This window comes from Klebsiella terrigena, assembly GCF_006539725.1.
Taxonomy (GTDB): domain Bacteria; phylum Pseudomonadota; class Gammaproteobacteria; order Enterobacterales; family Enterobacteriaceae; genus Klebsiella; species Klebsiella terrigena.
Genome location: NZ_BJNO01000013.1, coordinates 29,394 through 43,109, shown reverse-complemented (window position 1 = coordinate 43,109; position 13,716 = coordinate 29,394). Strand labels below are relative to the sequence as shown.

Sequence of the window (13,716 nt, the reverse complement as noted above, 5' to 3'; positions counted from 1 at the left end):
GGCGGGCGCGAAGTCTCCCTGCCATTTGCCTGCTCCTGAACCATACTTAGATTTTTGTTGGCGAAAGGAGCAGGCAATGAAACTGATCGGCAGCTACACCAGTCCCTTTGTGCGCAAAATTTCCGTCATACTGCTGGAAAAAGATATTCCCTTCGAGTTCGTCAATGAATTTCCCTACAGCGAGGCCAGCGGCGTCGCAAAATATAATCCGTTAGGCAAGGTCCCGGCGCTGGTCACCGATGACGGTGAGTGCTGGTTCGACTCGCCGATTATCGCGCAATATCTGGAACTGCTCGGCGTGATGCCGGATATGCTGCCGAGCGATCCGAAGGCGGCGCTGAAAATACGCCAGCTGGAGGCGCTGGCTGACGGCGTGATGGAGGCGGCGCAGGCGCTGGTGCGAGAAAAGGCGCGTCCGCCGGCGCAGCAGTCGGAAACGGAGCTGCTGCGCCAGCGCGAGAAGGTGGCCCGCGGCCTGGATGCGCTGGAGGGGTACGCGGCCGACGGCACCCTGCGCGGCGATGAGATTAACCTGGCGTCGATCTCAGCGGCCTGTGCTATCGCCTATCTTAACTTCCGCCGCGTGGCGCCGGGCTGGTGCGCGACGAGGCCTCGGCTGATTGCGCTGGTTGAGGCGCTCTTTCAGCGCGCCAGCTTTGCCCGCACGGAACCGCCAAGGACTTGACCCAGGCAGGTAACAGTTTGCGCGTGCAGGCGTTACAATCGTCGCTCAATTGTTGACTCCCTCTCCCGTCGGGAGGGGGGAAAATAACCTATCGCCAGGCTCATTCATGACAACCGATACTCGTGCGCTTTACACCCAACTTCCGGCCACCGACCGTCTGCTCCGCGATCCCGCCTTTTCATCCGTGCTGGCTCAATATGGCCATGCCCAGGTTGTCGCCCTCCTGCGCCAGATGCTGGAGCAGGCGCGGCAGCATATTCGCCTGAGCCAGGCGCTGCCCGACTGGTGCGGCGACTGGGCGCGGGAGGCCGAACGGCGGCTGGCGCAAACGACGGAAAGCGCGCTGCGCCCGGTTTTCAACCTGACGGGAACGGTACTGCACACCAATTTAGGCCGCGCGATTCAGGCCGAGGCCGCGGTGGAGGCGGTTACGCAGGCGATGCGGGCGCCGGTTACTCTTGAATATAGCCTCGACGACGGCGGACGCGGCCACCGCGACCGCGCGCTGGCGGATCTGCTGTGCCGCCTGACCGGCGCGGAAGATGCCTGCATCGTCAATAACAACGCGGCGGCGGTGCTGCTGATGCTGGCAGCAACGGCCGGCGGCAAAGAGGTCGTTCTCTCGCGCGGCGAGCTGGTGGAGATTGGCGGCGCGTTTCGCATTCCTGACGTGATGCGTCAGGCGGGCTGCGTTTTACACGAGGTGGGTACCACCAACCGCACCCACGCGAAAGATTATCGCCAGGCCGTGGGGGAGAATACCGGCCTGCTGATGAAGGTGCATACCAGCAACTACAGCATTGAAGGCTTTACTAAAACCGTGGATGAGGCGGAGCTGGCGGCGGTGGGACGCGAGCTGGATATTCCGCTGGTGGTCGATCTGGGCAGCGGTTCGCTGGTGGACCTGAGCGAGTACGGCCTGCCGAAGGAGCCAATGCCGCAGGAGATGATTGCCGCCGGGGTCAGCCTGGTGAGCTTCTCCGGCGACAAGCTGCTGGGCGGCCCGCAGGCGGGGATTATCGTCGGTGAAAAGGCGATGATTGCCCGCCTGCAGCAGCACCCGCTCAAGCGCGCGCTGCGCGCCGATAAAATGACTCTTGCGGCGCTGGAGGCCACCCTGCGCCTCTACCTGCATCCGGAAACCCTTGCCGAGCGCCTGCCCACGCTGCGCCTGCTGACCCGCACCGCCGAAGCCATCCACGCTCAGGCGGAGCGCCTGCAGCCGCGGCTTGCCGCGCACTACGCTGACTTTGAGGTGCGGATAGAGCCCTGCCTGTCACAAATCGGCAGCGGCTCGCTGCCGGTGGATCGCTTGCCCGGCGCGGCGCTGACCTTCACCCCGCGCGATGGCCGGGGTAGCCGGCTGGAGGCGCTGGCAGCCCGCTGGCGGACGCTGGCGGTGCCGGTGATTGGGCGAGTTAGCGATGGCCGCCTGTGGCTGGATTTGCGCTGCCTTGAAGATGAATCGAGGTTTATGGAGATGTTATTACCATGATTATTGCTACCGCCGGACACGTTGACCACGGTAAAACCACGCTGCTGCAGGCGATTACCGGCGTGAATGCCGATCGCCTGCCGGAAGAGAAATCCCGCGGGATGACTATCGATCTGGGCTACGCCTACTGGCCGCAGCCCGATGGCCGGGTGCTGGGCTTTATCGACGTGCCGGGCCACGAAAAGTTTTTGTCCAATATGCTGGCGGGGGTGGGCGGTATTGATCACGCGCTGCTGGTGGTGGCCTGTGACGATGGCGTGATGGCGCAGACCCGCGAGCATCTGGCGATCCTGCAGCTGACGGGAAAACCGTCGTTGACCGTTGCGCTAACCAAGGCCGATCGCGTGGAGGCGCAGCGCGTGGACGAGGTGCGCGCCGACGCAGAAGCGGTGCTGGCGGAGTTTGGTTTTACGCCCGCCGCACTGTTTGTCACCGCCGTACCGTCCGGGCGCGGAATTAGCGCCCTGCGTGAGCATCTGCTGCAGCTCTCTGAGCGCGGGTATCCGCAGCATCAGCGCTTTCGCCTGGCGATCGACCGCGCCTTTACCGTTAAGGGCGCGGGGCTGGTGGTCACCGGTACGGCGCTCAGCGGCGAAGTGAAGGTCGGCGACACGCTGTGGCTTACCGGCGTCGATAAGCCCGTGCGCGTGCGCGGTCTGCATGCGCAGAACCAGCCGGTCGAGCAGGCGTGGGCCGGCCAGCGCATTGCGCTCAATATCGTTGGCGATGCGCAAAAAGAGGCGCTAAACCGCGGCGACTGGCTGCTGTCGGTTCAGCCTCCCGAACCGTCCGAGCGGGTGATTGTCGAACTGCAGCGCCACGCGCCGCTCACCCAGTGGCAGTCGTTACATATCCATCATGCCGCCCGGCATATTACCGGCCGCGTGTCGCTGCTGGAGGGGGAGCTGGCCGAGCTGGTGCTTGATAGCCCGTTGTGGCTGGCGGATAACGATCGCCTGGTGCTGCGCGATATCTCCGCCCGCAGCACCCTGGCTGGCGCCAGAGTGGTGACGCTCAATCCGCCGCGCCGCGGCAAGCGTAAGCCGGAATACCTGCAGTGGCTGCATACGCTGGCGAGCGCCGACGACGATGCCCTGGCGCTGGAGGTGCATCTTCAGCGTGATGCGGTGCGTCTCGGCGAGTTTGCCTGGGCCCGGCAGCTTAGCGAAACCGGTCTGGCCGCGCTGATGGGCCAGCCCGGCTATCTTCAGGCGGGCAGCAGCCTGCTCAGCGCCCCGCTGGCGGCGCGCTGGCAGAGCAAATTAATCGACGCGCTGACGCGCTATCACGATCAGCATCGCGATGAGCCGGGTACGGGGCGCGAGCGCCTGCGGCGCATTGCCCTGCCGATGGAGGACGAAGGGCTGGTGCTGCTGCTGATTGAGCAGATGCGCGAAAGCGGGGTTATCCACAGCCACCACGGCTGGCTGCATCTGCCGGAGCACAAGGCGGGCTTTACCGATGAGCAGCAGGCCATCTGGCTCCGGGTGGTCGATCTGTTTGCCGATGAGCCCTGGTGGGTACGCGATCTGGCAAAAGAGAGCGGCGTTGAAGAGTCCTTAATGCGTGCGGTGCTGCGCCAGGCGGCACAGCAGGGCATGATTACCGCGATCGTTAAGGATCGTTATTACCGTAACGATCGGATTGTTGAATTCGCCGGGCTGATCCGCGAGCTGGATCTCGAAAGGGGATCGACCTGCGCCGCTGATTTCCGCGATAAGCTGAACGTCGGCAGAAAGCTGGCGATCCAAATTCTCGAGTATTTTGACCGCATTGGCTTCACCCGCCGGCGCGGAAACGATCATATTCTGCGCGATAAGGCGCTGTTTCTTTGAGCGTCACCGGCTAATTCCCGGAGGAGGCGCGTGCCGCGCCCGCCGCCGGGAGTTACCGCTTAATCACCAAATTTATCGCCGTTGGGCAAAAAGCCCTGACCTCGCTGAATATTATCCACGTGGCTGCGCCGCATCTTGAAGCGCTAAACCTCTCTACCGGGGAAACCATCAACTTCTCCAGTCGCGAGGACGATCACGCCATTCTGATTTATAAGCTGGAACCGACGACCGGGATGCTGCGTACCCGCGCCTATATCGGCCAGCATATGCCGCCGCTGACGCGCAACACCATTACGGGGCTACCTGCGATGTACGACGAGCTGGGATTTACCTTGCGCGTGTAGGCAAAAAGCCGGATGTCGTTAGGCAGATGACAGATCTGGCAACAATCCCCGCCGGGATCAAAGCGAAGGTGGCTCATTTTCTGGCACTCTGACGGTAATCAACGTTATGCGGGGTGGAAAATGAACCGTTTTATCACTGCGGATTCGGCCAAATGCATCGGCTGCCGTACCTGCGAAGTGGCCTGCGTGGTCTCCCATCAGCACGACCGAAGCTGTTCGACCGTTTCTGCAACGCAGTTTGCGCCACGCATTCGGGTGGTAAAGAGCGGTGAGCTCTCCACGGCGACGCTGTGCCGACAGTGCGAAGATGCGCCCTGCGCCAACGTTTGTCCGCAGGGCGCGATCCGGCGGGAAAACGCGGTGTGGCGGGTAGATCAGCGGCGCTGTATTGGCTGCAAAAGCTGCATGGTGGCCTGTCCGTACGGCGCGATGACCGTCATGATGACCGACGATGGCGTGCAGGCGCTGAAGTGCGATTTGTGCAGCCATAGCGAGGACGGCCCGGCCTGCGTGGCGGCCTGTCCGACCCAGGCGCTGCGCTGCATGACGGCGGAGGAGCTGGAGAGATTAAGCGCCGGGCGCCGTCGGCTGACGGCGCTGGCGATGTAGCGGGACGACAGCGCGCGATTACGCGTCCTGTTCGCCCCACGCGCGTTCAACTTCTTCGGCGAGAATTTTCACGCCTGCTTCAATTTTCTGCGGGTCCGGCACGTAGTTCATCCGCATGCACTGGTGGGTGTGCGGCCAGGGCTTATCAAGGCCCGGGAAGAAGTAGTCGCCCGGCACCATCAGCACGCCGCGCTTTTTCAGGCGCTGATAGAGCAGCTCGGTGGAAATCGGCAGATCCTTAAACCACAGCCAGAGGAAAATGGCGCCTTCCGGCTTATGGATCAGGCAGCGCTCCGCCGGCAGATAGCGGCGAATAATGGCGATGGTTTCCTGAACCCGCTGGTAATAGAACGGCTTAATTACCGACTCCGACAGGCGCAGCAGATCGTTGCGCTTAATCATTTCGCACATCATCGCCGGGCCCATGCCGCCCGGAGCAAGGCTGATAATGCCGTTCATATTACTGATGGCGGTAACGATCTTCTCGTTGGCGATGATAATCCCGCAGCGGCTGCCCGGCAGACCGAGCTTGGAGAGGCTCATGCACAGCACGATATTGGGGTTCCATAGCGGCCTGGCGTCGCTGAAAATAATCCCCGGGAAGGGAACGCCGTAGGCGTTATCAATGACCAGCGGCACGCCGTGCTGATTGGCCAGCGCATCCAGCTTGATCAGCTCTTCGTCGGTAATCACGTTGCCGGTAGGGTTAGTCGGGCGGGAGACGCAAATCATCCCCGTCTCTTCCGTCACCTGCAGATGCTCAAAATCCACATGATATTTAAACTGGCCTTCCGGCAGCAGTTCGATATTCGGGCGGGTGGCGACGAACAGATCCTCTTCGAGACCCGAATCGGCGTAGCCGATATATTCCGGCGTCAGCGGGAACAGCACCTTACGGGTGGTGCCATCAGCACGGCGTCCGGCAAAGAGGTTAAATAAGTAGAAAAATGCACTCTGACTGCCGTTTGTCAGTGCAATATTCTGTGGTTCAATCTCCCAGCCGAGTTCATCACGCAGCATCTGCGCCAGCAGGCTTAGCAGTTCGCTTTTGCCCTGCGGACCGTCGTAATTACAAAGCGCATCAAGGGCTTTACCGTTAGCCAGCATGTCGGCAAGCAGGTCCTTGAAGTAGTCATTCATTTCCGGGATTTGCGCGGGATTACCGCCACCCAGCATGATTGCACCCGGCGTACGCAGGCCGTCATTAAGGTCTTCCATCAAACGGGTAATGCCCGAATGGCGGGTGAATTTGTCGCCGAAAAGTGAAAATGTCATCGCGAATAATCTGTCGGTATGTCTGGAAAGTGGGTAACCATAACGCCAGCGTTGGCGAGGTGCAAATCTGCGGAAATGGAGAGGGTTTTGTTATTGTGCTGAGTTGTCTGTTTTTTATAGCGATTTATTCTGTTGCGGCACCCTCGATAGCCGAAGGTGCCGCTTATCCGTGGGCTAGCGCTGGCCTGCCCAAACGACCATCACTTTATCATCGCCGTTTTCGCGTACAAAACCGTAGCCCTGCGGCAGGGTGAGGGTGGTTTGCTTGCCCATACCGATAGCCGGGTGGCGGGCGCGGAACTGGCCGAGCTTCTGCCAGTGCGTCACGCTAAGCGCGGCTTTGCCCGCGACGTCCTGCCAGTTCATATCCGAGCGCGTGCCCTGCAGCGGGTCTGAGCCGGTCGGGCCAAAGGGCCGCGAGGACTCATCGCCGTAGAAGATTTGTACCGCGCCAGGGGCGAGCAGCAGCAGTTCGGCCGCCGAGCTGCCGCCTTCGCGGAACAGGCGCGTATCGTGCGATGAGAGGTAGCTCAGGACGTTAAACTGCTGCAGCTTGTCCGCCATTTGCTGCCAGGTCAGGTCCATATTGGCCAGGCAATCGGCGGCCTTCGCCGCCTGATCCTGATAATCGAAGTTAATCATCGCGTCAAAACCGTGGCGATAGTAGTCGCTCTGCATGACGCCGTGGCCCCAGGCCTCGCCGGTCATCCAGAACGGCGCGTTATCCAGCGCCTTATCGGGGTTGGCCTTTTTCCACTCCGCCAGCGCCGCGGTCGCCTGGGTTTTCAGCTGCTGCCAGGCGGCCTGCTCGACGTGCTTGGCGGTATCGACGCGGAAACCGTCAATACCGTAATCACGCACCCACTGGCTGAGCCAGTGGGTCAGGTAGTCGCGCGGCGTGAAGCCGGGGATCTCTTTGGCGGCGGTATCCGCTTTCTGATGATAGAAGTTCGGCAGGCCGGAAGGGGTTGTCGATTCCGTTTTCAGGTCCGGCAGGAAGGCCAGGGACATGGTCAGATCGTCAAAGCCGGGGTTGTCGTAGTCGCCGATATCGGTACGGATCCACTGTTTCCCCCACCATTTTTCCCAGCCGGCCTTATCGCTAAAGTTGATGTAATCGTTAAAGCTGTGCCAGCTCTGGCCCGGGCCGGGCTTCCAGTCGGTCCAGCGTTCGCCGAACGTCTTTTTCAGCTCATCGCCCTGCAGATACAGGGAGCCAAATTTGAACTCCTGCATATCGGCGAGCGTCGCGTAGCCGGTGTGGTTCATCACGACATCAAACAGGATGCGCATCCCGCGCTTATGGGCCTCATCGACGAGGCGACGGAGGTCGGCTTCGGTACCCATGTTGGCATCCAGCTTCGTCCAGTCCTGGGCGTAGTAGCCGTGATAGGCGTAGTGCGGGAAGTCTCCCTTGGTTCCGCCGCCAACCCAGCCGTGAATCTGCTCCAGCGGGGAGCTTATCCACAGCGCGTTGACGCCCAGCTGCTGGAGATAGTCGAGCCGGCTGGTCAAGCCCTGCAGGTCGCCGCCGTGAAAGGTGCCGATCTCCTGCATGCCGTCTTTGTGCCGCCCGTAGCTGTTGTCGTTGGCGGGGTTGCCGTTAACGAAGCGGTCGGTGAGCACGAAATAGACCGTGGCGTTATGCCAGCTAAACGGCGCGGTGGCGTCGGTTTCCGCCCGTTCGAGCAGCAGCAGGCCGTTGCTGTTGGGGGCCGGCTGGAGGGTAACCTTCCCGCCGCTCACCGTCGCGATGTTGCCGCTGTAAAAATCACGCACCTTGCTGCCTTCTGCAAAGGTCTGGCCGACGGCAATCGTCAGCGGCTGGCCCTGCCATTTCGGGCACTGGCGCAGCTGGGGCGCCGCCGCTGACGCCGTTTCGGTCTCTTTGAGGGAGATCATCAGCGTCGGCGTGCCGGAGCGGGTATCGACATCGAGGGTGTACAGGCCTTCGCGGAAAACTCGCCACTGCGCGGGCGCGCCGCGGCAGGGCTCCATGGAGAGCATTTGGTTGAGTTTTATGGTTCCGACCGGCTGCCAGCACTGTTGGTCAAAATTTATTTGCAGCGGACGTGTACCCTTCGCCACCTCGTTTTGGCTAATAAATCTGCCGGTGCCTTCTTCGGTAAAGGTGGGAAAGTCAGGGGTGGTCCAGGCGGCGAAGGCCATCCCAGGCAACAGTAGCGACGCGAGAGCAGCGAGTTTCATGCCGAAGTCCTGTAAGCGGTTTTTTGTTCAGTTTGCCCGTCCGACCGCGGGATGAACTCATCCCACTCGTGCTTTTACGGGGAGGATGAAAAGGGGTGAGTGATTCAGTTCAAAAAATAGCCAAAAAATGCGACGGCGCTAGCATTTTCGCGACCTTTTCAGCGTACGGAAACCGATTTCAGGTGACAGCTTTTAGGAATTGGACTATTTCTGTTAGTGCTCTCACTGGGTATTTTTGATACTATTCGCGATTCAATTAACGTTTTTTCGCATAAAACAAGGTGTTGGAATGCATATATCCGACCAGGAGATCTAATGATATCGATTCCCATTCGACGATATGGGGCTGCGATACTCATGTTACTTACCTGCATATTTTCAGGTAGTGTGTTGGCAACAACCCACACGGCAACAACGAGTCATAAAGCCCCGATAGTAAAGAAAAGCAGTAGTGTTAAGGTCAGCAGTAAACAAGAGTATTCTCGCAATAGTGTAAAGAGCAGTTCACTTCCTGATTTGCGAAAATACCCTTCCGGAACACCAAGGAAAAAAGCGTTTCTCCGGACAGTGATGCCTTATATTACCAAACAGAATCAGGTGATTACCGCCGATCGTAACTGGCTTGTTACCAAGCAGTATGATTCCCGCTGGTCGCCGAGCGAGCGCACGCGTCTGAAAGATATAACCTCTCGCTATAAGGTGAAATGGTCTGGCAACACGCGCCGTATTCCCTGGAATACGCTGATGGATCGCGTCGACATTATTCCTAACAGCATGGTTGCCACCATGGCGGCGGCCGAAAGCGGCTGGGGTACGTCTAAGCTGGCGCGCGTAAACAACAATCTGTTTGGTATGAAGTGCGGTGGCGGCAACTGCAGCGGTGCGATGAAAGGCTATTCTCAGTTTGATTCTGTAGAGCAGTCGGTGCAGGCCTACGTGACCAACCTGAACACGCATCCGGCGTACAAATCCTTCCGCACCTCCCGCGCGCAGCTGCGTAAAACGGACCAGGAAGTGACCGCCAGCACGATGATTCATAAGCTGAAGGGTTATTCGACCAAAGGGTCGAGCTATAACAACTATCTCTTCGCGATGTATCAGGATAACCAGCGTCTGATTGCCGCACATATGTAATGCAAACCCTATAATGAAAAATGCCCGGTGCGCTTGCCCGGGCATTTTTTTCGCTCTTTTCCCGCTACATCATCACTTCGCTGTGCCGGTCGCGGTACTCCTTCGGCGTGACGTCGTACTCTTTCTTAAACACGGAATAGAAATACTGCAGCGACGGGTAGCCGCACATCTGCGAGATTTCATTAATCGACAGCGTCGTCGAAACCAGCAGGCTACGCGCCTTCTCCAGCTTCTCGCTGTGAATGACCGTATGAATGGTTTCGCCCACCTCCTCTTTAAAGCGCTTCTCAAGGTTCGATCGCGAGATCCCGACGGCGTCCAGCACCTGCTCAACCTTGATGCCCTTGCAGGCATGATTGCGGATGTAGTGCATGGCCTGGATAACCGAAGGGTCGGAGAGGGAGCGGTAGTCCGTCGAGCGTCGCTCAATGACCCGCATGGGGGGAACCAGCCTGCGCTGCAGCGGCAGCGCTTCTTTATCCAGCAGGCGGTGCAGCAGCTTTGCCGCCTGATAGCCCATCTGGCGGGTTCCCTGGGCCACTGACGATAGCGCCACGCGCGACAGGTAGCGGGTCAGCTCTTCGTTATCGATGCCGATGACGCACAGCTTTTCCGGTACCGGAATATGCAGCAGCTCGCAGGCCTGCAAAACGTGGCGCGCGCGGGCGTCGGTAACGGCGATAATCCCCGTTTGCGGCGGCAGCGTTTGCAGCCAGTCCGCCAGGCGGTTCTGCGCGTGCTGCCAGTTTTCCGGCGCCGTCTCCAGCCCCTGATAAACCACGCCGCGATACTTCTCTTTTGCCACCAGCTGGCAAAATGCGTGCTCGCGCTCGACGGCCCAGCGCTTGCCGCTGGAGGTCGGCAGCCCGTAAAAGGCGAAACGATGAACCCCTTTCTCTTTCAGATGCAGGAAGGCGCTCTCAACCAGGGCGGCGTTGTCGGTAGCGATATAGTGAACCGGCGGGTAGTCCTCAGGGCGATAGTAGGAGCCGCCCACGCCGACGATTGGTACCTCGACGCCGGCCAGCAGCTTTTCAATTTCGGGATCGTCATAATCGGCGATCACCCCGTCTCCCAGCCACTCTCTGATGTTCTCTATCCTGGCGCGGAAGTCCTCTTCGATAAAAATGTCCCACTCCAGCTGCGACGCCTGTAAATATTCGCCAACGCCTTCCACAACCTGCCGATCGTAGGCCTTGTTGGCGTTGAATAACAGCGTAATACGGTGACGCTTTTCAAACATAATCTCGTTCCCTGGTCTCTCTTGCTGGCCATACAATACCGGCCAATGCCCGAACTATTACAAGCTACTTATGCGTAAATCTGGCGGTAGCGCAAATAATTCGGGCATTCTGCTGTCCAGCGCCTCAGGCGCGCCGCTTGGTGGCGGAATCCATCCACACCGCCAGCAGCAAAATGGCGCCTTTAACGATGTATTGCCAGAAGGTGGCGACGTCCATCATGCTCATGCCGTTATCCAGCGCGGACATGATAAAGGCTCCCATCACCGCCCCGGCCACGCTGCCTACGCCGCCGGCAAGGCTGGTGCCGCCGATAACGCAGGCGGCGATGGCGTCGAGTTCGGCAATGTTGCCCGCGGACGGAGAGCCGGCCCCCAGACGCGAGCTGAGGATCAGCCCGGCAATCGCCACCATCAGGCCGTTAATGGCGAATACCGCCAGCTTGGTCCGCTCTACGCTGATGCCCGACAGGCGGGCGGCCTCAATGTTGCCGCCGATGGCGTAAATCCGCCGACCAAAGGCGGTGCGGGTGGCCAAAAACATACCGGCCAGCAGCAGCGCGGCGAGGATCAGCACCGGCGTAGGGACGCCGCGATAGTCGTTCAGCAGCCAGATTGCGCCGAGGACAAAAACGGCGGTAAGAGTCTGGCGGCCGACGGCAGCGGTTGAGGTGGAGGTGGTTAACCCCAGCGCCTGGCGGCGCAGGCGGCCGCGCCACTGCCAGATAATAAAGGCGGCCATGCCGACAACGCCGATACCGAAGCCAATGCCGTCCGGCAGGTAGCTTTGGCCGATTTGCGACATCGCCGGGCTGGTCGGGGAGACCGTGGTGCCGTTGGTGATGCCGATCAGAATCCCGCGGAATGCCAGCATGCCGGCAAGAGTGACGATAAACGAGGGCACCTTGCGATAGGCGACCCACCACCCGTTCCAGGCGCCCAGCAGCAGCCCCATCGCCAGCGTCACCACAATAGTGAGCGGCAGCGGCCAGCCGAGCCAGACGTCGAAGATGGCCGCCGCGCCGCCGAGAAGCCCCATCATTGAGCCGACGGAGAGGTCAATCTCGGCGGAAATAATCACGAAGACCATTCCCACCGCGAGGATCCCGGTAATGGCCGTCTGCCGCAGCAGGTTAGAAATATTGCGCGCGCTCAGGTAGGCGCCGTCGGTAACCCAGGTAAAGAACAGCATGATGACCACGATGGCGGCGATCATGACGAAAACCTGAAGGTTCAGGCTCTTTAATCCGGGCAGGGCGGCGGAGGCTGATGGGGCCAGTTTTATCTCAGACGGCGTGTTTTTCGACATGGTGTTCGCTCCTCAATGCGGCTTCCATTACCTTTTCCTGGGTTAGACCCTGGTTGATTAAGTTGGCTTTCAGTTTGCCTTCGTGCATGACCAGCACCCGATCGCTGAGCCCGAGCACCTCCGGAAGCTCCGACGAGATAACGATAACGGCGATCCCCTGCTGCACCAGCTGATTAATCAGCTTGTAGATTTCGTATTTCGCGCCGATATCAATGCCGCGAGTTGGCTCATCAAGAATTAAAATGCGCGGGTTCAGCAGCAGGCAGCGGGCGAGGATCGCCTTCTGCTGATTGCCGCCGCTGAGCCGGCCGATGGCCAGATCCGGCGATGAGGTTTTGATTTTGAGGCGCTGGATAGACTGCTGAATGCACAGCTGCTCCCCGGCGTCATCGAGGCTGCTTAGCGGGCCGCTAAACTGGTCCAGCGCGGCCAGGGTGATGTTCTTGCCGACCGCCATCACCGGCACGATGCCGTCTTTTTTACGATCCTCCGGCACCATAGCGATACCCTGAGCAATCGCCTGCTGGCAGTGATGAATCGCCACCGGCTGGCCGTCGATATAGATTTTTCCCTCCCAGCGGCCCGGCCAGACGCCAAACAGGCACTGGACGGCCTCGGTACGCCCGGCGCCGACCAGTCCGGCAATGCCGAGGATTTCACCGCGATGCAGCGAAAAGGAGATATCGTTTACTCGTTTAATATGGCGATTGACCGGATGCCAGGCGGTTAAATTCTCAACGCGCAAAATCTCGTCGCCGCGGGTATGCGGCTCGCTGGGGTAAAGGGCGGTCAGCTCGCGGCCGACCATCATGGTAATAACATCATCTTCGTTCATGCCGCTGGCGTCGCGGGTACCAATATGCTGGCCGTCGCGAATCACGCAGATGGTGTCGGAGATCGCTTTGACTTCGTTGAGCTTGTGGGAGATATAAATACAGGCGATGCCGTGATTTTGCAGATCGCGAATAATGTTCAGCAGGATTGCCGTTTCCTGTTCGGTTAATGAAGCGGTGGGCTCATCGAGAATCAATAAGCGCACCTGCTTGTTGAGCGCTTTGGCAATTTCAACCAGCTGCTGCTGGCCAAGACCTAAATCCCCGACGCGCGTATCGGGTGATATCGCCAAATTGACCTGAGCCAGCAGCTTCTGGCAGCGTAGGGTCATGGTTTCATAATCCAGCAGGCCGTGACGGGAAATTTCAGCGCCGAGGAAAATATTCTCCAGCACCGTGAGATGTTTTACCAGCGCGAGCTCCTGGTGAATGATGGCAATGCCCTTACGCTCGGTGTCGCGAATATGGGCAGCCTGCAGGGTTTCGCCAGAGAAAATAATCTCGCCCTCATAGCTGCCGTGCGGATAAATGCCGCACAGCACCTTCATCAGGGTGGATTTTCCGGAACCATTTTCGCCACACAATGAGACAACTTCCCCGGCGTTAAGCCGCAGGCTGACATTATCAACGGCCTTCACCGCGCCGAAAGATTTGGTAATGTTCTTCATTTCAAGTAACCAGGACATAGATGCTCCGCATAAGCGATATCCGGCTGGACGAGAATAACGCCCCGGTTAAGGGGCGTCGGG

10 protein-coding genes and 1 pseudogene are annotated in these 13,716 nt (G+C 59.6%); 6 read left to right on the top strand and 5 right to left on the bottom strand.

Annotation, left to right across the window (positions count from 1 at the left end):
* Positions 1-76: 76 nt before the first annotated feature.
* The 5 genes and pseudogenes from RTE01_RS15140 (at position 77) to RTE01_RS15120 (ending at position 4,968) form a co-directional block, all read left to right on the top strand.
* Positions 77-685 carry a glutathione S-transferase gene (locus tag RTE01_RS15140; protein WP_115191683.1) on the top strand — a complete coding sequence of 203 codons (609 nt, stop codon included), beginning with the start codon at positions 77-79 and terminating at the stop codon, positions 683-685.
* A gap of 106 nt (positions 686-791) precedes the next feature.
* Entirely contained in the window at positions 792-2,180 is a 1,389-nt protein-coding gene (gene selA / locus RTE01_RS15135; protein ID WP_134528113.1) for an L-seryl-tRNA(Sec) selenium transferase, read from the top strand.
* Positions 2,177-4,015, top strand: coding sequence for a selenocysteine-specific translation elongation factor (selB, locus tag RTE01_RS15130; protein WP_115191685.1), 1,839 nt, complete (start codon positions 2,177-2,179; stop codon positions 4,013-4,015). The genes selA and selB overlap by 4 nt, the downstream gene beginning before the upstream one ends.
* A gap of 35 nt (positions 4,016-4,050) precedes the next feature.
* Positions 4,051-4,338: pseudogene (locus RTE01_RS15125) on the top strand (IclR family transcriptional regulator domain-containing protein); the annotation flags it as partial.
* 141 nt (positions 4,339-4,479) lie between these two features.
* Positions 4,480-4,968 carry a 4Fe-4S binding protein gene (locus tag RTE01_RS15120; protein ID WP_041143173.1) on the top strand — a complete coding sequence of 163 codons (489 nt, stop codon included), beginning with the start codon at positions 4,480-4,482 and terminating at the stop codon, positions 4,966-4,968.
* Positions 4,969-4,986: 18 nt separating this feature from the next.
* Here the strand turns inward: RTE01_RS15120 and avtA are convergent, their stop codons facing one another.
* Positions 4,987-6,243, bottom strand: coding sequence for a valine--pyruvate transaminase (gene avtA / locus RTE01_RS15115; RefSeq protein WP_134528110.1), 1,257 nt, complete (start codon positions 6,241-6,243; stop codon positions 4,987-4,989).
* 174 nt (positions 6,244-6,417) lie between these two features.
* Positions 6,418-8,451 carry an alpha-amylase gene (locus RTE01_RS15110; protein WP_141335146.1) on the bottom strand — a complete coding sequence of 678 codons (2,034 nt, stop codon included), beginning with the start codon at positions 8,449-8,451 and terminating at the stop codon, positions 6,418-6,420.
* A gap of 315 nt (positions 8,452-8,766) precedes the next feature.
* On the opposite strand from RTE01_RS15110, the gene RTE01_RS15105 reads away from it, so the two are divergent.
* A complete protein-coding gene (locus RTE01_RS15105) occupies positions 8,767-9,585 on the top strand; it encodes a protein bax (RefSeq protein ID WP_071844863.1) in 819 nt (272 codons plus the stop codon).
* 64 nt (positions 9,586-9,649) lie between these two features.
* On the opposite strand, the gene xylR is transcribed toward RTE01_RS15105, so the two are convergent.
* The 3 genes from xylR to RTE01_RS15090 all read right to left on the bottom strand — a co-directional run bounded on the left by xylR (position 9,650) and on the right by RTE01_RS15090 (position 13,653).
* Entirely contained in the window at positions 9,650-10,828 is a 1,179-nt protein-coding gene (gene xylR, locus RTE01_RS15100; protein ID WP_041143169.1) for a D-xylose utilization transcriptional activator XylR, read from the bottom strand.
* Between the two features lie 124 nt (positions 10,829-10,952).
* A complete protein-coding gene (gene xylH, locus RTE01_RS15095; protein WP_141335144.1) occupies positions 10,953-12,134 on the bottom strand; it encodes a xylose ABC transporter permease XylH in 1,182 nt (393 codons plus the stop codon).
* Positions 12,112-13,653: a xylose ABC transporter ATP-binding protein gene (locus RTE01_RS15090; RefSeq protein WP_041143167.1), complete on the bottom strand. Its 1,542-nt coding sequence runs from the start codon at positions 13,651-13,653 to the stop codon at positions 12,112-12,114. Before RTE01_RS15090 ends, xylH begins: the two co-directional genes overlap by 23 nt.
* Positions 13,654-13,716 lie beyond the last annotated feature (63 nt).